The 18757-nt window shown below is 62.9% G+C and carries 16 protein-coding genes and 2 pseudogenes; 11 read left to right on the top strand and 7 right to left on the bottom strand.

Going from position 1 to position 18757, the window contains the following annotated elements; genetic code table 11:
• The first annotated feature begins 10 nt into the window (after window positions 1-10).
• From EHW12_RS30300 to EHW12_RS30285, 4 genes are read left to right on the top strand one after another with little or no spacing between them, the layout of a single operon-like run.
• On the top strand, window positions 11-1531 hold the full coding sequence (locus EHW12_RS30300; RefSeq protein WP_125052936.1) for an ATP/GTP-binding protein: 1521 nt from the start codon (window positions 11-13) through the stop codon (window positions 1529-1531).
• Window positions 1528-3285 (top strand): TraM recognition domain-containing protein, encoded by a 1758-nt coding sequence (locus EHW12_RS30295; RefSeq protein WP_125052934.1) that lies wholly within the window; start codon window positions 1528-1530, stop codon window positions 3283-3285. Before EHW12_RS30300 ends, EHW12_RS30295 begins: the two co-directional genes overlap by 4 nt.
• Entirely contained in the window at window positions 3282-3596 is a 315-nt protein-coding gene (locus tag EHW12_RS30290; protein ID WP_125052932.1) for a hypothetical protein, read from the top strand. The genes EHW12_RS30295 and EHW12_RS30290 overlap by 4 nt, the downstream gene beginning before the upstream one ends.
• Complete coding sequence (locus EHW12_RS30285) at window positions 3593-4186, top strand: hypothetical protein (RefSeq protein ID WP_125052930.1); 594 nt, start codon at window positions 3593-3595, stop codon at window positions 4184-4186. The genes EHW12_RS30290 and EHW12_RS30285 overlap by 4 nt, the downstream gene beginning before the upstream one ends.
• 449 nt (window positions 4187-4635) lie before the next feature.
• Here EHW12_RS30285 and EHW12_RS30280 read toward each other — a convergent pair whose 3' ends face one another.
• Window positions 4636-5010 (bottom strand): hypothetical protein, encoded by a 375-nt coding sequence (locus tag EHW12_RS30280; RefSeq protein WP_241199193.1) that lies wholly within the window; start codon window positions 5008-5010, stop codon window positions 4636-4638.
• A 415-nt stretch (window positions 5011-5425) separates the two neighbouring features.
• Here EHW12_RS30280 and EHW12_RS30275 point away from each other — a divergent pair, with 415 nt between their 5' ends.
• Together EHW12_RS30275 and EHW12_RS30270 are read left to right on the top strand one after the other, a co-directional pair.
• Window positions 5426-6460 (top strand): hypothetical protein, encoded by a 1035-nt coding sequence (locus EHW12_RS30275; protein WP_125052928.1) that lies wholly within the window; start codon window positions 5426-5428, stop codon window positions 6458-6460.
• Between the two features lie 146 nt (window positions 6461-6606).
• The gene (locus tag EHW12_RS30270; RefSeq protein WP_125052926.1) at window positions 6607-7011 is read left to right on the top strand and encodes a hypothetical protein; all 405 of its coding nucleotides are present in this window, start codon (window positions 6607-6609) and stop codon (window positions 7009-7011) included.
• A gap of 47 nt (window positions 7012-7058) precedes the next feature.
• Here the strand turns inward: EHW12_RS30270 and EHW12_RS30265 are convergent.
• A pseudogene (locus EHW12_RS30265) lies at window positions 7059-7211 on the bottom strand (ATP-binding protein); the annotation flags it as partial.
• A gap of 145 nt (window positions 7212-7356) precedes the next feature.
• Between EHW12_RS30265 and EHW12_RS30260 the strand changes: the two are divergent.
• Window positions 7357-8418 (top strand): site-specific integrase, encoded by a 1062-nt coding sequence (locus EHW12_RS30260; RefSeq protein ID WP_064445106.1) that lies wholly within the window; start codon window positions 7357-7359, stop codon window positions 8416-8418.
• Window positions 8415-8732: a helix-turn-helix transcriptional regulator gene (locus tag EHW12_RS30255; protein ID WP_064445096.1), complete on the top strand. Its 318-nt coding sequence runs from the start codon at window positions 8415-8417 to the stop codon at window positions 8730-8732. The genes EHW12_RS30260 and EHW12_RS30255 overlap by 4 nt, the downstream gene beginning before the upstream one ends.
• 16 nt (window positions 8733-8748) lie before the next feature.
• Here EHW12_RS30255 and EHW12_RS35575 read toward each other — a convergent pair whose 3' ends face one another.
• The gene (locus EHW12_RS35575) at window positions 8749-9093 is read right to left on the bottom strand and encodes a hypothetical protein (protein WP_073513720.1); all 345 of its coding nucleotides are present in this window, start codon (window positions 9091-9093) and stop codon (window positions 8749-8751) included.
• Between the two features lie 123 nt (window positions 9094-9216).
• Between EHW12_RS35575 and EHW12_RS30250 the strand changes: the two genes are divergently transcribed.
• The gene (locus EHW12_RS30250; RefSeq protein ID WP_003943392.1) at window positions 9217-10383 is read left to right on the top strand and encodes a site-specific integrase; all 1167 of its coding nucleotides are present in this window, start codon (window positions 9217-9219) and stop codon (window positions 10381-10383) included.
• Between the two features lie 13 nt (window positions 10384-10396).
• Here EHW12_RS30250 and istB read toward each other — a convergent pair whose 3' ends face one another.
• The 4 genes and pseudogenes from istB to mobF form a co-directional block, all read right to left on the bottom strand.
• Window positions 10397-11101 carry an IS21-like element helper ATPase IstB gene (istB, locus tag EHW12_RS30245; RefSeq protein ID WP_125052920.1) on the bottom strand — a complete coding sequence of 235 codons (705 nt, stop codon included), beginning with the start codon at window positions 11099-11101 and terminating at the stop codon, window positions 10397-10399.
• The gene (gene istA / locus EHW12_RS30240) at window positions 11098-12363 is read right to left on the bottom strand and encodes an IS21 family transposase (RefSeq protein ID WP_125052918.1); all 1266 of its coding nucleotides are present in this window, start codon (window positions 12361-12363) and stop codon (window positions 11098-11100) included. The genes istB and istA overlap by 4 nt, the downstream gene beginning before the upstream one ends.
• 382 nt (window positions 12364-12745) lie before the next feature.
• Window positions 12746-15592, bottom strand: a complete 2847-nt coding sequence (locus EHW12_RS35965) for an AAA family ATPase (protein WP_277426214.1) — start codon at window positions 15590-15592, stop codon at window positions 12746-12748.
• Window positions 15593-16066: 474 nt separating this feature from the next.
• A pseudogene (gene mobF / locus EHW12_RS35960) lies at window positions 16067-17262 on the bottom strand (MobF family relaxase); the annotation flags it as partial.
• 324 nt (window positions 17263-17586) lie between these two features.
• Here mobF and EHW12_RS30225 point away from each other — a divergent pair.
• Window positions 17587-18051 (top strand): hypothetical protein, encoded by a 465-nt coding sequence (locus EHW12_RS30225; RefSeq protein WP_125052911.1) that lies wholly within the window; start codon window positions 17587-17589, stop codon window positions 18049-18051.
• A gap of 196 nt (window positions 18052-18247) precedes the next feature.
• The gene (locus EHW12_RS35565) at window positions 18248-18757 is read left to right on the top strand and encodes a hypothetical protein (RefSeq protein WP_064074521.1); all 510 of its coding nucleotides are present in this window, start codon (window positions 18248-18250) and stop codon (window positions 18755-18757) included.

Below are 18757 nucleotides of genomic sequence, written 5' to 3'. Positions count from 1 at the left end.
AGGACACCTCATGACGAACACACAGCAGCGCACCGAGTACCGACGCGGACACAAGAAGACCAGCCGATGGTCTTTCGCGCCCTCGCTCGGAAAGAAGAAGGTCCGGATCGAGAGTCCGGAGGAAACCGCGGCTATCGACGCAACGATCGACGCCGTGGTCGCTTCGGATCGGATCACCGTCCGGCGCCAGCCCCCCAAGCGCAACAAATGGCTGGACCGGTGGGGTTGGTACGAGATCCGCACCGAAGGTGCCTGGACATCCACCCGCCAAGGTGAAGCCTTGAACCTGGCCACGATGCGCCGCTCGGTCCGTCACGAGGGCCTGATGACGGGGCTGAACAAGATCAGCCAGACGATGGAGATCGTCGACCCGTTCGAGCTGTACGGAACGGAAATTGAGAACATCAACATCGCCGTCATCGGAGACATCGGCAAAGCGAAGTCCTCGCTCATCAAAACCGCATTCTGCCTGCGCCAACTCGCCCTGCCGAACCGACAGGTCGTGGTCATCGACAAAAAGCGCCAAGGAAACAAGGGCGGCGAATACTCCGGAATTGCCGACTCTGTCGGTGCTCGGTCGATCCGTTTCCACGCCGGCGGCGCCGACGGAATCGGAGTCCGCCTCAACCTCCTGGACCCCGCGATCGCCAGCGGAATCGAACGCACCGACGGCCTCGCCCCGGCCGGGCAGGAAGCGCTCGTCGGCGCCGTCATCGAGGACACCATCGGCCGCCCATTGGTCGAGAAAGAAGACGCTGCACTGCGTTTGGCATTGCAGGTCGTCAACGAACGAGCTGCGAAGGAAGGACGTGAGCCGATTCTGCGCGAGCTCGCCAACGAACTACTCGAATCAACCCCCGGTAGCGGAGCGACATTCGGGCAGCTGTGGGCCGAGGACGCCAAGCGCTGGGGCCTGACACCAGGTCTGGCGCTGCGCAAGCTGTGCGAAGGCGACCTCAAGGGCCTCGTCGACGGCGCCACCTCACCGGAGGTTCGCGAGGCACTCGAGCACCCGTTCGTGCACTTCGACGTCTCCGCACTGCCGAACAAGGGGCCCGCGTTGCGGGTGATCATGACCGTGATCAACACCTGGCTCGCGAACGTGCTTGCTTCCCGGTCCGCACAGCACATGCAGACCGTGTTGATCGTCGAGGAAGGATGGCACGTAGCGGACGGATCGACCGGAAAGGTGTTCCGCGAGAACATGAAACTCTCTCGCGGCCTGGGCCTCTCGACCTGCTCGGCGTTCCACCACATCTCCGACCTACCGACCGATTCCCCTGCCCGGGCGCTGATGAAGGAAGCCGGAATCGTCTTCCTCTACGGGCAGGACCGAGTCGAAGACGCCGAAGAAACCGCGCGCATGTACCACCTGCCGCCCGGCTCGACCGAAATCATCATGTCCCTCGCCAAAGGCCACTGCCTCGTCAAATACGGCAGCGCCGATCCAATCCTGCTCCAGCATGTGCGTTCGGACATCGAAATCACGCTCACCGACACGGACGAAGTCATCAAGGGAGAAGCGGCATGACCACACAGCGCCCTACCAAGCCGATAGTGACACCGGGTTTGATCCCGCTGGCCGCGACCGCGCTCGCCGTGGTGCTGAGCGTGGTCGGAGGCGGATATCTGTCCGGGGTCTTCGCCGGCACCGGCGGCGCCTTGCCATCCGGGATGTACGGAGTGCTCGACGTGTTCACAGGGCTGTTCCTGCATCCGGCCGATCCAGCGCTGGCCTGGCCGGAAGGCTCGCGTCCGGGCGGTCCGGTCCTGACGTGGGGATGCATCGCCGTCCTGGCGGCATTGTGCCTGTGGCTGGGAATGTTCATCTCGTCGAAGATGACGATCCGCCGCGCTGCACGCCGGGTTCGAGAGTCCGGTTTCGCGGACCGCACCGAACTTGCCCGCGCCGGCGTCAGCGAGAAGGCTGCGGTACGTAAAGCGAAAGCAACCCGCCTCTCACTCAAGGATGTTCCGGTGCGCCGCATCGCCGCCGAGACAGAAACCACGAAGATCGCCACCCTCTACAACGGCGGTGACGGCGTCTACTTGCAGTACCGCGACGGGCTGACCTGCACCGGACCGACCGGCGCCGGTAAAACATGGCGCGTGTGCTGGAAGGGTGTCACCGACGCCGTCGGCCCCGTGGTTGCCACCTCGACCCGCGGTGACCTGCTCCGCTCTACATGGGCAGAACGCAGCGAAGTGGGCCGCGTCGAGGTCTTCGACCCGGAAGGGTTGACCGCGATCGCCAACCCGATGCGGTGGTCGATCCTTGATGGATGCGATGACCCGGAAGTAGCCAAACGACGGGCAGAAGCGCTGGTCCAGGCCATGCCGATGGACGACACCAGCAACGCCGGCTACTGGAACGGCAAAGCCGCGATGCTCATGCGCGGCTACCTCTACACCGCGGCCGTCAAGAACAAGGACTTGATGGACCTGCGGATCTGGGCGTCCTCCCGCAACGTCAAACTGGTGCGCGACGTCCTGAAAAAGGATCTGCCGGACTGGCACGCCGAACTTGGCCAGGCGTTGGACTCGAAGTCCGACTCCTCCGACGACGTGGTCAGCGCATGTGCACGGTTGCTCGAGCCGTTGGCGTCCCCGAAATTGATGGGCGCAATCAACGTCCCTCGCAGCGAATCCGCTGATCTTCATGCGCTGATGACCGAAGGCAAGAACACCGTCTATCTCGTCTCGGAAGGACACAGCGCATCGGCGGCCGCGTTCACCACCGTCCTGTCCGCCGAGCTGTATCACGTGGCGAAAACGCATGGCCTGACCAGGCCGGACGACAAGATCGACCCTCCGCTACGGATGGTCCTCGACGAAATGAACAACGTCGCGGCGATTCCGAACATGCCAGACCTGATCACCGACTCCGGCGGCCGCGGAATCCAGATCTGGGCGCTCGTGCACAGTGCCTTGCAGAACGAGAAGCGCTGGGGCCGCATCGGCGGCCAGCGACTCTCGACTGATTCGCCGGCCCGTATGTACTTGCCGGGTCTCGGTGACGAAAGCGAGTTGGCGGCACTGTCTCGGCTGATGGGTAGCCGTGACGAATACATCAGCCACGATCCGCGTTCGGCTCCGCGTTCGGTGCCGGTGATGGCGCTCAACGAGATCCGTGAGATGCCCGAAGACCAAGCGCTGATGATGTTCCGCAACGCGAAGCCGATGAAAGTGCGTCTGCCCTCGGTGTGGGATGTTCCCGACCTCTCCAAGCGGGTGCGGGCCAACCAGGCGGCGTTCGACGACTTCTGCACGAAAGGCAGCCGATGAACGGCGACTCGATGACCCCGGTGTGGGAGCGGGCCGATCACTGGATCTCCGGGGACTCCGCGCTGTGGATCTTTCGCAGCACCAACGGGGTGTACGAGCGGCCGATCATCATCGTTTCGCCGGCCGGCGCCATCGTGTGCGATCCGGAAGTGACGTACAACGGCGGAATCTTCACGCTCTCCGAAGGCTTCCGCGATGTGCGGCACCGCAGTTCCTGCGAATTGTGCACACCCTCGGTGGAGGCGTTGCGCAGGCGCGGTGAGCACGCTGCCGTGTCCACCTGGGATTCTCGGGAAGGCGGTGGGCGGTGAGTATTCCGGTGTACAACCCTGGTCCTGTCGATTGGTTGCACCTGGACCGGCTCGCGGCCGCCGAACTGTGGGTCGAACTCCGCCCGTGGGTGGAGCATCTACGTCGGCGCTATGACCTGGGAAATCAGATCCTCTCGTGCTGGTTCAAACACGATCCGCTCGTCGAGGAGCTGACAGCGGCGATGTGGGCGCATCGTGAGGTGTACCAGCAGCTGAGCAAGAATCCGTACCACGGAGGAATGGCAGCCTGGCACTACCAAGTGCTGTGGCCGCTCGTTCAGCGCATCCCGACGATGGCCGGCTTCGAGGAATGCCGCAGTGGAGTGTGCGGCTACGAACCCGACGAACCCGAGATCGCGGACGACTTCGCCGAGTTCATCGCTACCGACGCTGACCGACGCACCGAACCGGAACCGGCAGCTGAGTCAGCCTCGTCGACGAGCGTGCTGACGATGGATCAGGTTCTCGAGATGATCGACAGCGGTCGGGCATCCGCGGAAGATCCCGCCGACGATTTCACGGCCGTCGACATCGACGGTGCCCGTTGGGAATTCGACGACGATACCGAAACGTATCGGCCCGCCGAATAGCCCTTCACAAGCCGAAGTATCAACCGCCGCACCCTTCGGGCGGTCTCGCCCACCGTTCGAGAATGCGGGTGGCGGGTGGTTGATGCTTCTCGTGCCCGTCACAGTCGATGTCCGCTGGTTGTCCCGCCTGGGATCAGCGTGACGCGACTATGGCGGGCACACCATTCACTGCGCGATTCGCGCTTCACATGGCCATGGCCCGTCGGCCCAGCGCTCCGAAAAGTCGACTTCACCGGCTATCCGAGGCACCTTCCATTGAGTCGTGGACTTGCGCTAATGCGCGACCCTATCCATAATGTGAGTGCCTGGGGCAGTAGCCGCAGGAAGTGGTTCGTGTAGGAGGTCTCCGAGGCGTAAGCACCCTTACGGGCAGCCTCAATTATGGTTTCCAGCCTTGCGCGCCCATGCAATCTCAACCGTGACCCCCACCGCCGGTGGGGGTCACGGTTTTATGTCACCGGTATGACCGTGATACGCGATGCGATCGCCTTCTTGACACTTCCGCCACGTCCCCATGCCCAGGCATGGACATCCGGTAGCCACAGAAGAGGATTCGATGGCGAGTCGAATCTGTACTCGAACGGCGGGTCGGGAAGCGTACTTCGGATCAGCCGCCGATCGTCTCGGTCTTGTTCGCAGGTCTCGATGACTACGTTTGCAACGGGCATCTGCGCGAGGTCGATGACCGCCGCCGCGAGCGTTGCATCTCGTGCTTGTCGATCAGTTGCCTTACGGGAATCCATGACGTAGATCCGAGATACGGCCTCCAGCTTGGCCACTCCGGAGACAATTCTGGGTCCGTACTTGTTACCAACAGCTGACATGTGGATACGAGAGTGCCCCTGCGGGCGCAAAGCATTGAGCCCAACCCGGAGTGAGCTCAAATCACCGATCGCGACTGTGGCGACGCACAAGGCGTAGCGGCCTCGCTTCGACTCGTCTATGAATGCGTGAAGACGGTCGCTAGTGGATGTTGACTCGACCATGTCGCGCTGGCCGGCCCGCTCTCGTTTCTTACCCATGGGCGAATCTAAGCCTCTCCGGGAGATCGTTGTCGCGGGACGATTGGGTGCCTACTGGCAAACCATTGGGTAGCTACTGGCGGGACGTATCGTAACAAGTTACTAGTATCCGTATATGCTGCCAGCAGAGACCCTGCTCCGACCTACCCCATGAGGGAAAATGCCGAAACTTCGTGTGTTCCCCATAGGGACATCAGCCGCGGACATAGAAGCCTCCGTGGCGAAGAGCCTGGAACAAAGTAAGTACGCGGAGCGTCGTCGATTAACCCTGGAGGGTGTGCGCGCCAAGAGGCTCGCGGAGCTGAAGGCTCGCCAGGAATCGATAACCCGGGCCACTGCGTTGTATGCCGAACTCGATTCCGGGGATCATCCCGAGGTGCGGATCCGGTCGTCATTTATTCGACTGGACAAACGACGGGCGCCACGCGATTCCTCACAGCCCTATGCCTCAACGAGAGAACGCGACCTCAAGACTCGCCCCCCGCTGACCAAACTGATCCATCGGCCCAGCAACGCACTTGCTGTGCTGATGACAGCTTTTTACGTCGCACACCTCGAAAATGAGCCTGGCAAAAAGGTCGTCAACAACCGGCGCAACAACTTCGCCGATGGGTGGTCCGATCTCAGCGGGCTCCTCGACCCGGCCGCCACGTCGAAGGAGAACAATCTCCGGGCTACCCGGGCTCTTGGGAAACTTGCGGATTGCAACTTGGTCGCCATCGGCAAACCTGGCACCCGGAATCGGTTCGAGAACTTCCAGCTGAAGCGAGAGAACGGTCGAGGAGACAAGAACTACAAGGTTCCCGGCCTATCGCTGGCGGGCAAGGAGGCGCTGGTCCTACCTGCACAATTCTTCTACTACGGGTGGCACCTCGTGCTGACCCAGGAGGAGCTCGCCACATTTCTTGTGATCGCGATGGACTCGCAACGTCACCCTTGGCGTCGATCGACACAGGTCGAAGATTTGGGGATTGGGCTGTCTCGAACAGTTCGATGGGGCGACTACGGGCTAGCTGGCGAAGCGTACGGGTCGATCCACGAGTTGCAAGAATTCGGGTTGATCGATGTCATCGATCCGATGCCCGGCCGCAGGTCCGGAAAGATCAAGAAGCCGAAGAAGGCTGACATGCGCGCCTATCGGCTGATCTGGCCGCCGGAGGACTGGTCCACGACTGCCGATATCCCGGGTCCAGCTGTCGACGTAGTCATAAAATGCCTTGAAGAGAGCCCCGCTCCACCCCGCGCGGTCTGAGCGATCTCGTACAACCACATTGGCCGCCTGCGCTCCCGGGGAATCTCTGTCCGTAAGGGCGGGAGGATTCAATCTGCGCTGTATGACTCACTAAACGATTCACGACACCGACTCGTTTGCTCCTGGCCGTCCCCTACGATCGTCCGATGCCTTGGTATCAGTCGGTCGGGATACTCATTGCCGGCGCATTCGCACTGCTGAGCCTCCCGAAGCTCCTGTTTGACACCTTCGACGCCGCGCCATTGCGTCGGCGGATGTTGTCGACGGCTCTGGCTGCCGAAAAAGCTACAGGGGAGGGTGCGAAGGAAATCCTGACCGCGCATTCTGAGGTCGTTGCGAACCAACTGGCCGCTACTCATCAGATCAGATACAGCCGCCGTGACAAGTGGGTGATCGGAACTTTGGCGGTAGGTGCTCCCACCTTGTGGGGAGTGGTTCTACTGATCTGGTGGCAAGGTACGGAGGTTCAAAGCGGATGGTCGACCGTAGCCATCTCCAGCACGTTCCTGGTCCTGTCGTGGCTGAATATCGTTACTGTCAACGTCGGATGAAAAGTGATCGGTGATCGTCGGACGAAAATTCACCACCCGGCTTGGATTTAGTCCCTGCTGGATCGGTTCTTGGTCAGAAGCTCTCGGCGCGATCGGGTGCGATAGGAGTCACCGCTGAGGGTGAGCACTTCGGCGTGATGGACGAGTCGGTCGATCATCGCTGCGGCGACGACGTCGTCGGAAAATGTCTCGCCCCATCGATCTGGGGTTGGCACTTGTTCGTCTCCGTGGAAACCCGCAGCTCGCTGGGACTTCAGCATGTTTTCGCGTTCTAGCCTTCTTCAAGCTGTGAGCGGTCTATATTAGGTGCTACCTTAATCGTTCAGGTGTGAAGAAGGTGTGCTGATGACCGAAGGTCTGCGGCTGATCCCGGGCAACGTCGTTCCGATAGAGTCGATCGAGTCAGATCCTGTTGTGTTCCAACGCAACTGCGTGGACGCCTTCGTCGCGTCCTGGCGAGCTCGGGGCTTCAGCCCAGTCACTATCGACAACGACATCGGGCTACTCGAGCGGACGCTGACGGCACTGGGCCGGCCGGCGTGGGAAGTCACCGCCGAGGACATCGACCGAGTCGTCGGCAGCCTCGCAGTCGCGGGCCGTGCTCCGTCGACTCGGCGGGAGTATGTGCAGATCTTCAAGGGATTCCACTGGTTCCTCCAGGTTCGCAAGGCAGCCGAGATCGAGGCCGTGTTCGGGGTGAAGCTGGTCTGTCCGGTGGATGAGTTCAACGCCTCCCGCCATGTCGGCGACGATTCGCCGGCGCTGGTGCCGCCTCCGACTCCGGAGCGCGTGCGGGAGTTCTTCGAGTTCATGAAGGCGCGCATCATCACCGCCCGAAAATATGGGCCGGCAGCTCGGGACTACGCGCTGTTCCGGACGCTCTATCATGCCGGACTGCGCTCGGAAGAGGCTGCGCTGCTCGACCTTCCGGATGTGCATTTCGATCGTGGTCCGTTCGGCAAACTTCATGTCCGCTTCGGTAAGGGCGCCAGGATGTCCGGTCCTCGGCCGCGATGGGTTCCGATGCTCGACGGTCTGGACCTGGTGCTGCGCTGGTTCCTGACCGACGTGCGGCCCAAGTTCCCGGACTCGCCGGTGTTGTTCGCCGACGAGTCCGGCGGGCCGCTGCATCGTGGAACGATCCGCAACCGGCTGCGATATCTGATGGAGCTCGAAGGGCGCCCGCGTTCGGAGCGGTTCAGCCCGCATGCGCTGCGACGTGCGTGCGCGACCCACAACTATGAGCGTGGCGTGGATCTGGTTGCGATCCAACAGCTTCTGGGTCACTGGACCGTCGGATCGACGATGCGGTATGTCCGGCCATCGGCGACCTTCATCGAGGACGCGTATCGGCGCGCGGTGACCACCACCCTGGCCGAGCTCAGCGGAGAGGACGAGCGAGCGTGAGGATCAAGTGGCGACTGCGGATGGCCGCGGCCCAACGCGAAGTGTGGACCGGGACCGAGCTGCGCAGGCTGCTGGCAGACAAAGCCGGGCTGGAGATGTCGGCGGCGTCGGTGTCGGCGCTGTTCACCAAGGAACCCACCCAGATCAAGATGACGACGCTGATCGCGTTGTGCACTGCCTTGCAATGCACTCCGGACGACTTGTTCGAGATCGACGCCACTCCCGTCGAGCGTCCTGCCGATCCGCCAATTCGACCGGCGCCGACGCAGCGCCAAGCCGTCAACGCCCGCGGCCGCTCGCTTCCGCCGATGTGACGCTTCGACCTGGAAGTCATTGCAGAACATGGGTAAACGCCAGCGTGACTGTGCCGAGTGCGGCGGACCGGTGGGCATCATCGGCCGCGACCTGTGCTGCCGGTGCACCGCCCGCGCCAAGGACGCGGCCGCCAAGCAGCCGTGCCCTGACTGCAGCCGCAGTAGGGTGCTGGTCGTCGAGACAGGTCGTTGCGTGATTTGTTCCCGCCGGTGCGCGCAGTGCGGTCACAAGGTCCGCTTCGCGGAGACCGTGTTGTGCCGGGGCTGCCAACGCAAAGCCGACCTGCAAGCTCGGCAACAGGACTGTCCGCGGTGCGGCAAACCCGGGTATCTGCGCGTGGACACCGGCTGGTGCGGTCACTGTTCGAGGCCGCGCCCTTCGAAGAAGCCCCCGCGCGTCTGCGTCGCCTGTGGCGTGTTGCGTCGCCATGCCGGCCGCGGCATGTGCTCGCGATGCTGGCAGCGCCATCCGGATCGGCCGCATGTGGCCGGCGAACATCTCCTAGCACGTCTTGCCGACCCGCCGGATTGGCTGCCCGGCCTGATCACCTGTCTCGCCGACGGCTATTCGCCAGGCCGTGCGTGTGTGGCGGTCACCGAGCTGGGGCGACTGCTCGACGACGAGCACTCCAATCATCCGCCGTCCCTGCTCGACAGGGCACGCCGCTCAGGCCGTTCCATGGGTCCGCTGGCCAGATCGATGCAAGATTTCTTCACCGAACACGGGCTGGCGATGCCGACCGACCACAACGAGCGACTCGCCGCCGGCCGCCGGCAACGGCGGATCGAAGCGGCCCCTGAACCGCTGCGACCGGCAATCGCAGGATTCGCCGAGTTCATGCTTACCGCCAAGGCCCGTGCTCGCCGGGCCGGAACACTGCCCCGCAGCGATTCGACCATAGAGGCCGCACTGGCGGCCGTTCGAGATTTCGCTTCGTTCTTGAACAGTGAACGCGGGAAACAAGATTGGGCGACCGTCGAGCTCGGCGACGTCGAGGCGTTCCTAGTTTCCCTGCCGAAGTCGCGCCAGCGAAGACTCACCGTGCTGCGCCAGTTTTTCCGATTCGCGCGCAGTCACCGTCTGGTCCTTGTCGATCCGACGAAGAGCCTGGACAGGAAAGAAGCCAAGGGTTTTCGTGGCCGGACGCTCACTCTCGAGCAACAACGCCGGTTGTTCCAGCGGTGGACCACCGACCTGCTGGTGCATCCGCATGAATCCCTGGTCGGCATCCTCGCCTTGCTGCATGGCGCTTCCAGTCGCGAAGTCCGGCTGCTGACCTGCGACGATGTCGATCCGCTTCGACAGACCGTCAGGCTTGGCGAGCGACCGCATCCGGTCCCGATGGACCCGGCGAGCTGGACGATCGTGCAGCGCTGTTTGGCCCAGCGCGCCTCCTGGCGCACCGCCAATCCGCACGTCATCGTCACCAAAGGGACCAAGGCCGGACGGTCACCCGCATCGGTCGCCTATCTGAGTCATGTGCTCGACGATTGCGGGTTCGGCCCGCGGATGATCCGCTGCACTCGCCTTATCGATCTGGTCAACACCATGGATCCGAAGCTCGTCGCCGCGGCATTCGGCATGACCGCCGAGGCCGCCATGATCTACCTGGCAGACTTCGTCGACCCCACCCGACTGCCGAACCCGTGAAACTTCGGCGCGACTACGCACAGATTCGCGCGAACATGTGCGCTTTCCCGAACGGGAGGTTGGAAGTGACCATGACCGAGCCTTGCTCGTATCGGGAGGCGATCAGCTGGAAGAACAAGTTCGCCGCGTCCTGATCGAACGGGATATACCCGACCTCATCAATGATGATCAACTTGTAACGGCGGATCTTCTTGAGCTCGGTCTCAAGCTGCCCGGCATGATGTGCAGTGCTCAACCGAGTGATCCAGTTGCTGGCAGTATCGAACAGGACGGAATATCCGGCGTAGGCAGCTTTGACTCCGAGTCCGATCGCGATGTGTGTCTTGCCGATGCCAGGCGGACCGAGCAGGATGACGTTTTCCGCTTTCGGAACGAACATTCCAGTCGCCAAGTGCGCCAACACATCACGTCGCAAGCTTGGCAGGTGGTCGAGATTGAAGTCCTCGAGAGTTTTCACTGCCGGGAAGTGCGCCGTGCGGATCCGCATGATCGTGCCCGCCGACTCACGATCGGCGAGTTGGCGACCCAATACCGCTGCGAGGTATTCCTCGTGCGACCAGTTCTCGTCGCGGGCGTGATCGGCGAGCTCTTCCCACACTCGCCCGATCGTCGGGGTCTTCAATACCCTTGTCAAATAGGCGATCTGGGACGGAATCCCGTCCGCTGGTGGTGCCGAGACGGCCGCCTCGGCGGCTTTCTTCTTGGTTGCAGTTGTCATGATGTGGTCCTCACTGTTGTCGGGGCGGATTCGAAGTCGACGCCGAACAAGGCGTCGTAGTCCGGTAATGCTCGCAACGAGACGGGATGCCCGTCGATGTGCCGGCGTGTGGCGGCTTGTGTGCGGCGGCGCCGTTCGTCCGCCAATCCGCGGCGCAGTTGGGCGGCAACACTGACGTGATCGGGATCGGTGACGACTACATGCTTCGCCCACGAACGGTCATGACGAGCCACGATCTGGTCGTCGCAGCGGGCCACCACACGAGTCGGGCTGGCGCTCACATCGACGAATCGGCCGATCACTCGCGGGTCGATCGAGTAGTCGGCGCCGTCGACACGCACGTAGTAATCCCGCGCCAACCGGATCCGGTGACTGAGCCCGATCGCCGGAATGACCGGTGGCAGTTCGATCATCGCCGCAACGTCGGTGGCGAGCAGATCGATCGGCCGGCCACCGATCGCCCTCACAGTGCGAGTATTCGCTCGTGTGAGCCAGTCATGGAGTTGGGTGTTGAAATCAGTCGGTGAGGTGAACCGCCGGCCGGGCAGAAACGAGGTCTCCAGGTAGCCGTTGGCGCGTTCGACCATGCCCTTGTACTCCGGGTCCCGCGGTGGAGCCAACTGGATTCGAGTCGCTAACGTTCCGGCGAACGCAGCAGCAGATGTGGTGACCTTTCCGGTGCCTCCGATTGCTGATTCTCGGTCCCACACCAGCGTTTTCGGGACCTTACCCAACCCTGAGATCAGTTCCCACATTCCCGACAAGATGTCACCACCTTGCCTGGACGGGATCATCACCGCCGAGATGAACCGCGAGTACCCCGACGTCATCACCAACACCGGCAGTACCCGTTCCTGACCGCCACCGACCGGCACCACGGTCTCGGGAAACCACAAGTCGCACTGCGCGATAGCGCCAGGTTTGTAGACGAAACGATCCACCGGATCGACACCCACGTACTCCGGACGGATCTCGCGAATGCGGTCCTTGATCGTGGTGATCGAATGCTGCCACCCGATCCGCTCGGCGATCACCGTCGCCGGCATCCGAGGGAACTCCGACAACAGTGCCCGCACCTGCGGCTCGGCCGCATCAGCGAGAGTGCGTTGCCGTTTTCGTTGATACTTCGGAGGACGATCCGATGCCAACGCCGAGCGCACGGTATTACGCGTCACCCCCAACCGCCGCGCGATCTCGCTGATCGACAGGCTCTCAGCCCGATGCAAACGGCGGATCTCCGCCCAATCCTCCACTGAAATCACCCCACAACACTCACGCAAGGTGGTTAATTTTCGTCCGACGACATCCGTTCAGTTTTCACCCGTCGTCGACAGTTACTCAGCCACGCATGCACGCGATACGTGACAACAGAAAACTGTTTGCTGAGCTTGGCTGTCCGAAAGAACTGAAACGGCTGTCGATCCCGTCATTTCGGGATTACATGCTGCGCACCACAATTTCACCCGAACTCGTACTCCACTTCGCTCGGATAGCTCTTGAAAATGCTAGCGCCACGAATTCCGAGCAATCGTCACCTGACCTGGTGGCTTGCGCGAACAGGGTCATCGACATCTTGGAAGCGAACTATCGCCACGAAGTCCGGCCGCGATAGGGCGGCGAGCGTGGCGTCTCGGCTGGGTCGGTCTAGAGACGAGGGCCGCGGCGTTGTTGTTCTTGTTCGACGTGTTGGGCGACGGTGTGGTGGTGTTCGATCGTCGCTTGTTCGTGTTCGGCGCGGCGTTGTTCTTCGCGGTGTTCTTGGATGCGGTCATGCAATTCGTCGATATCGCGGTGAACGGTGTTGAAGGGTGCGATGTCGGCTTTGTTCTCGGGGCGGTCGCCGGCCACTGAGGTGGTGTCGGTGATGTTGTAGCGGTCTCGGTACGCCTGAATCTCGGCGGCGGTGCGATCCCATTGCACTGCGATCTCGGGGTCTTCGGGACGGGTTTCGAGGTGCTGCGTGAAGCGTAGTTCGGGGTCGTTGCTGCGCTGGTCATCGGCGCGGATGCGTCGGGTGTTGGCGGTGTGTTCGGCGGCGATGTCGGTGTAGGTGGTCTCCAGCTGCTCGGCGAGTGCGGGGTTGACTAGGTGGGCGTCGAGGTCGGGGGAGGGCACCCAGTGCGGTGCCGCTGGGTCGACGGGCCCACGTGCCGATAGCGCGATGGTGTCGAGTGCGTCGGCGATGCCGGTGACGTGAGCGGTGGAGCGCGCGACGGTCTCGATTTTGCGGCACAGGTCGTCGACGTCGACCCCGGCGTGGGTGACGAGTTCGCGGATGCGGCCTACTGCTGCGTTCCATCTCGGGTCTTCGGTGCGTTCGGCGGCGGCGATCGCGGCGGGAAAGTGCTCGCGCAGGATCTCGTCATGTTCGGCTGCCCAGCTGGTGTTCTTCTTCTCGGTTGCGCTGGTGATGGCTGGTGCCATGTCTTTGATCAGGTTCGCTGCGGTGACGTCTTCGCCTCGCGCTGCGAGTTGCTGCGCGTGCCAGGAGAGAACTGCCTCAGGTGGGAGGCCTGCGAGTGCCGCTTTACGTAGGTGGCGTCCGAGTCGCTGCACCCCTGCTTCGGAGAGGATGCGTTCTGCTACGTCGGGTTCGAATGCTTCCCGGACGGGGCGGCGGATGCGGGTGGCGTCGAGCTGTGCGCGGGTCTCGTCGTAGCGGCGGATGGTTGCGCCAATGCCGTCGGTGCGCTCGTGTTCGGGGCGGGCGGTGGCGTAGCGGTCGGCGAGGATGCGGGCATAGTCGTCGAGTTCTTTGTCGGTGCTGGTGGTGCGTGGGGGGAGCGGGGGGAGCACGTTGTCGGCACGCTCGGCTGCCGCTTCTGCTGCGGCTTGGGTGGCTTCGATGATGCGGGAGTTCAGAACTCGGGCGACATCGCGGGCGGTGTGGAGTTCGCCTGATGCGAGTGCGTCGTTGAGGATGCGGCGGGCGCTGTCTCCTCGGTCGTGTGCCTGTCCGAGTGTGGTGCGCAGTTCGGCGAGGCTGCCGGGGTTTTCGGCGGCGATCGTCGCGAGTAGTGCGGCGGGCAGCGCCCGGTCGAGGACGTCGTCGAGCCAGCGATCGCGCAATCTGCTGTGTGCGGCGTGGTACGCCTCGCGGAGGCGTTCGGGGCTGCGGGCGTGCTCGAGTGCGTCGCGGATCTCGGTGATGGCGGCTTTGTGGCCGTTGTCGTTGGCGAGGATGCGGGTGAGGACTTCGCGGGAGTTCGGAGTCTGGATTTCGGAGAGGTGCATCCCTTCGGTGTCTTGGGTGACGCCGGGTTCGACGGGGACGTACAGGTGGTTTTCGGTGCGGCCGCGGGTGGTGGCGACGTAGAGGCCGGGCCGGTTGGTGGTGTGTCCGACGGTGGTGTGGGAGGTGTCGACGGTGATGCCTTGGCTGCGGTGCACGGTGGCGGCGTAGCCGAGTTCGGTGTTCCGCTTCACGTACCGGGCGGGCAGGGTGATCGTGCCCTCGTGGGTTTTGCTGCGTAGGTTCAGTGAGCCGTTCTCGTTGACGGCGGTGACGGTCCACAGGTCGCCGTTGCGGACGAACATGTTGCGCCGTTTGCCGCCCTTGGTGCGCAGACGGCGCTTGTTCTTGCGGGTCAGAACGATGTCACCGACTCCGGCGTCGAGTTCGTCGGACAGGGTCACTGTGTTGCCGGCTTTGGCGGTGCCGGCGGCGCGGTAGTGCGCTTGGATCGCGAGGTTCACTTCGCGGACGTCGTCTCGGGTGGACAGCATGACGATCGAGGTTTTCCCGGCCCCGATGTCGGCGAGGTAGGCGGTGGCGGCGGCGTCTTTCATCTCGGCGGCGGTGCCCTCGTGGACCCATCCGCGGGCGTAGAACAGCTCCAAGCTGCTCTCTTCACCGTGCCGCAGGGCGAGGGAGTTCTCGGCTTGTTCGGTGTCTTTGCCGAAGCGTACGACGACCGTGAGTTCGGGTGCGTTGGTCTCTTCGGCGAGCAGTCGCAGCGCTCCACCGGTTTCGACGGCGTCGAGCTGGTTCGGGTCACCGAGTAGACGGACCACGGCGCCCTTGGCGGCGGCGATTTCGGTGATAGCGGCGAGGTCTTTGGTTGATGCCAGGGATGCTTCGTCGACGAGCAGCATCGCCCCGGCGGGGATCTCGATGTGCTCGGGGAGGCTGCGTGGTTCGTGGCCTTCGAGGCCGCGCCACGGGTACGTCAGGGTCGCGAGGGTGTGGGCAGTGACGTCGATTTCTTCGCCCAAGGTTTCGGCCGCGACGGCGGACGGTGCGAGCGCAATGACCTCGTGTCCGGTTGCGCGCCAAGTGTCGGTGACCGCTTTCATCGACGTCGTCTTGCCGGTGCCGGCCGGGCCGACACCGACGGCGAGCAGTGTTCCGGAGCCGACGAAATGCTCGGCTAGTTCGCGCTGTCCGGCGTTGAGTGGATGATCACTGGTGCGGGCGATCTTTTCGACGACCTTGTCGAGTCCGGCTTGTGCCGCGATGTAGGCGGTCGGTGTTCGAGTGGCGTCGAGCATGAACTGTTCGGCGGTGATGATGCTCGCGGAGGTATGTAATGCGGTGCCGTGGTTGGTGAGGATGAACTCACCGTCACGCCGTCTGAGAGCCTCCGGCGCGGGGGGTAGCTCCGCCGCCGGGAGGTGCACGGACGCGCCAAGTACGTGTTCGGTGACGGTCTTCACTGCGGCTGCGCGGGCTGCTTCGTCGGGGAAGGAGACGGCCGCAAAGTTGGCGTCGACGGCGCTGTGTACGTGGGTGATGGCCCACGTTGCGCGTCCGTTCTCGAGGTGTTCGACGACTCGTTTCGCTTCCTCGGCCGGTGTTCCGGCCTTGCGCATAGCCTGGTGTTCACGCACTCCGGCGGCGTGTTCGCGCTGCACACCGCGCCATTGCTCGGCGAGGGTTCCTACTGCTGTGTCGTCGCCGAGGATCTGCGCGGATCGGGCGATCCAGTTGTTCTGCATTTCGCGCAGGGTTTGCGGTTCCTGCTTCCCGGCGCGGGTGTCGAGGTTGGCTTGTTGGTAGAGCGCGTACATCGCTTTCGCGCTGGGCATCCGGTCGTGTTTTTGGCGGTATTCGGCGACGAGCTGATCACGTCGGGTCTCGATCTGGGTGCGCCGTGAAGAGAACATTTCACATAGCTGCTGCGGCACTTCGGCGATCTCGACGACGTTCTGCCGGCCACGTCCGGTGCTGCGTTCGGTCAGTCCGAAACCGAGCTCGGTGTGCATTTTCGACATGATCGCCGCGTTGTAGCGCTGGGAGGCGGCGACGGCGTAGCGGTGCAGGGTGGCGCCGTCGAGAGCTCGCCACTTGCCGTCCTTTTCGGTGCAGACCTTGATGGACACGACGGCGTGGGTGTGCAGGTTCGGGTCCCCGCGCGGGAGTCGTAGTGGTCGTAGAGGGTGGCGACCATGCCGGTGGTGTCCTGGTGCTCTTGGCTCGTCGCACCGGTGCGGGTGAAGCATGCTTCCTTCTCGATCCAGCCGAGTGTGCCCTTGACGGTCTCGTGGTGGATTCGTTCGATCTGGCGGCGTAGATCGTCGTCGGCGAGAGCCCACATCGTCGACACGCTCTTGGGTGGTGTGAACACCAGATCTTGTCCTGCGACGGGTTGCCGGACGCGGTTCTTCTGCGCCGAAATCCAGGACCACAGCTCTTGTGGGTTCTGTGCGGAACGCTTGTGCGTCTCCTCGAACAGTGCGGTTCCGACCTTCTCCATCAACGCACCGGACTCCGCTTTCGAGGGACGGCGGGCATTGTCGACCGCGAACTGCTCCAGGGCTGCACGGTGGGCTTTCAGCAGGGGGATGTCATTGGCGAAGTCCGGGAACTTGCGGCCGAGTCGAGCCTCTTTGACGGCCTTCTTCGGGTCCATCCCACCCTTGATTGACACCTCAACCATAGGGTCGGCGTTGGGGTGCATGCCCTCCCCGAAGAGTGCCTTCATCTGCGGTTCCGACACCGTGGCGCCGTCACTGATCCGATGCTCGTCTGCGATCTCGGTGTCGGCATCCATTCGTGCGAGATCTTCGAGTCCGCCACCGAACCACGTACCGGGCGGGGTGCCGTGTGCGGAGTAGTAGTCGGTCAATTCCTGCCCGTGCTCGCGTTCGCGGTCAGCGGTGGCAACCTGACTTGTCAGGTACTCGTAGCCATCGCCCGCGTGCAGCACGTGGAGGGTCATCACATGGCCACCTTAGCCGCTTCCGGCGGCACAGAAAGAGCACCACACCCCCAAACTCTGAAATTCAGCAAGAGGTGTGTCTGAATTTGGTGGTTTAGCTGAGTGAAACGAAGTGCATTTGGTGAGGGACGAACTGCTTGTGCTGAGGGAAGCGAAGTGTTGGAAAATATGGATGAGCTGGATGGATAGATGGTTTGACATGGTGATGTGTGAAAAGGTTCAGTGGAGTTGTGATGTTTGGCCCGAGTTTTTGAGCCGGGAACCGTTAGGTGGGCGGGGAACAATTGATGGCCGATCGCCGCTGCCGGCGGTAAGGTTTGCGGCATGGCGTCCTCAAACACATCCACGATCAGCGCGAGGGAACGGGCACGCGCAGCGAATGCCGCCCGTCTCGCGGAAGAGCAAGAGCGATTGAAGAAGGTCGAGGACGATCTCGTCCGATTCTTCAAGGCGCAAGAGTCGCGAGAGAAGATCGCGGACGATGCGCGAGTGCGTATCGAGCGCATCCGCGAAGAAACCGACACCAAGCTCGCCGACGCGGATCGTTCCGGTGCGGCTGCGATTGCGGATCTCAAATCTCGCGGCGAAACGGTGGCGAGCATCGCGCAGCTGACCGGCCTGACGACAACTGAGGTCAATAAATTGCTGCGGTCGACCAAACCGAAACAGAAATCGGAAAAGTCTCCCGCGGACAAGACTGCGTCGAAGGAAGATTCGTCACCGGCACCGGCACCGGCACCGGCACCGGCTTCGACTTCGTCGACTGATCCTGCCGCGCTGGCGTCGTAGAAGCGACCAGCGAATCAATGTCGGCCTTCGCGGTTTTCCCCGGTTGGGTGTCAGCGACCGATTGTGCGTTGCCTGAGATCGAGCGGAGCGGGAACAGAAATCTCGGGCATCCACATGAGGGATATCGCTGTCCCCGGTTGGGGGAAACCGCGGCCGATTCGTCGGCAACTCTCACAAGCGTTAGGGGCGTGTGCTGATGCCAGACGTCCTAACGCTTCCGGCGCTCGGCGATCCGGAACGGGAACGATTCGAGCGGTTCATCGTGCGCGGACCGGGCGAGCGGGATTGCCATTTTTGGACCGGCAGCATTTCCGATGACGGGTACGGAAGATTTTGGCTGATGCGCGATGGCCGGCAGCGAGTCGTGCGCCCGCATCGGTACGCGTTGATGCTCGAACTCGGTCGGCCGTTGACCGATTCCGAGTTCGCGATCCACGAAGTGTGCGACAACCCGATCTGTGTCCGGGCCACGACGAGCATCGCCGGACGTCCACATGTGGTTGCGGGTACGCAATCGCAGAATCTTGCAGGGATGAGCGCGAAAGGTCGCGGCGGCGGCCGGGGGCAGAGCTGGCATTGGTACGGCCCGGATCGCGCCGCACGGGCGGCGCGATCGAAGGCTCTGCGGGATGCGTTGCGCAATGGATGGGACGCAGACGCGGTGGAATCCGCGTTGCTTCGCACGGACACTCCGACACTCTTTTGA

It is taken from the genome of Rhodococcus sp. NJ-530, assembly GCF_003860625.1.
In the GTDB taxonomy this organism is placed as follows: Bacteria; Actinomycetota; Actinomycetes; order Mycobacteriales; family Mycobacteriaceae; genus Rhodococcus_F; species Rhodococcus_F qingshengii.
Note: the sequence above shows the minus strand (reverse complement) of the source record. Positions and strands in the feature narration are given on the sequence as shown.

Coding starts and splice junctions, on each gene's coding strand:
- EHW12_RS30300 (WP_125052936.1), top strand. CDS start 11: ATGACGAACACACAGCAGCGCACCGAGTACCGACGCGGACACAAGAAG.
- EHW12_RS30295 (WP_125052934.1), top strand. CDS start 1,528: ATGACCACACAGCGCCCTACCAAGCCGATAGTGACACCGGGTTTGATC.
- EHW12_RS30290 (WP_125052932.1), top strand. CDS start 3,282: ATGAACGGCGACTCGATGACCCCGGTGTGGGAGCGGGCCGATCACTGG.
- EHW12_RS30280 (WP_241199193.1), bottom strand. CDS start 5,010: ATGTCAGCTGTTGGTAACAAGTACGGACCCAGAATTGTCTCCGGAGTG.
- EHW12_RS30270 (WP_125052926.1), top strand. CDS start 6,607: ATGCCTTGGTATCAGTCGGTCGGGATACTCATTGCCGGCGCATTCGCA.
- EHW12_RS30260 (WP_064445106.1), top strand. CDS start 7,357: ATGACCGAAGGTCTGCGGCTGATCCCGGGCAACGTCGTTCCGATAGAG.
- istB (WP_125052920.1), bottom strand. CDS start 11,101: ATGACAACTGCAACCAAGAAGAAAGCCGCCGAGGCGGCCGTCTCGGCA.
- EHW12_RS35965 (WP_277426214.1), bottom strand. CDS start 15,592: ATGCTCGACGCCACTCGAACACCGACCGCCTACATCGCGGCACAAGCC.
- EHW12_RS30225 (WP_125052911.1), top strand. CDS start 17,587: ATGGCGTCCTCAAACACATCCACGATCAGCGCGAGGGAACGGGCACGC.
- EHW12_RS35565 (WP_064074521.1), top strand. CDS start 18,248: ATGCCAGACGTCCTAACGCTTCCGGCGCTCGGCGATCCGGAACGGGAA.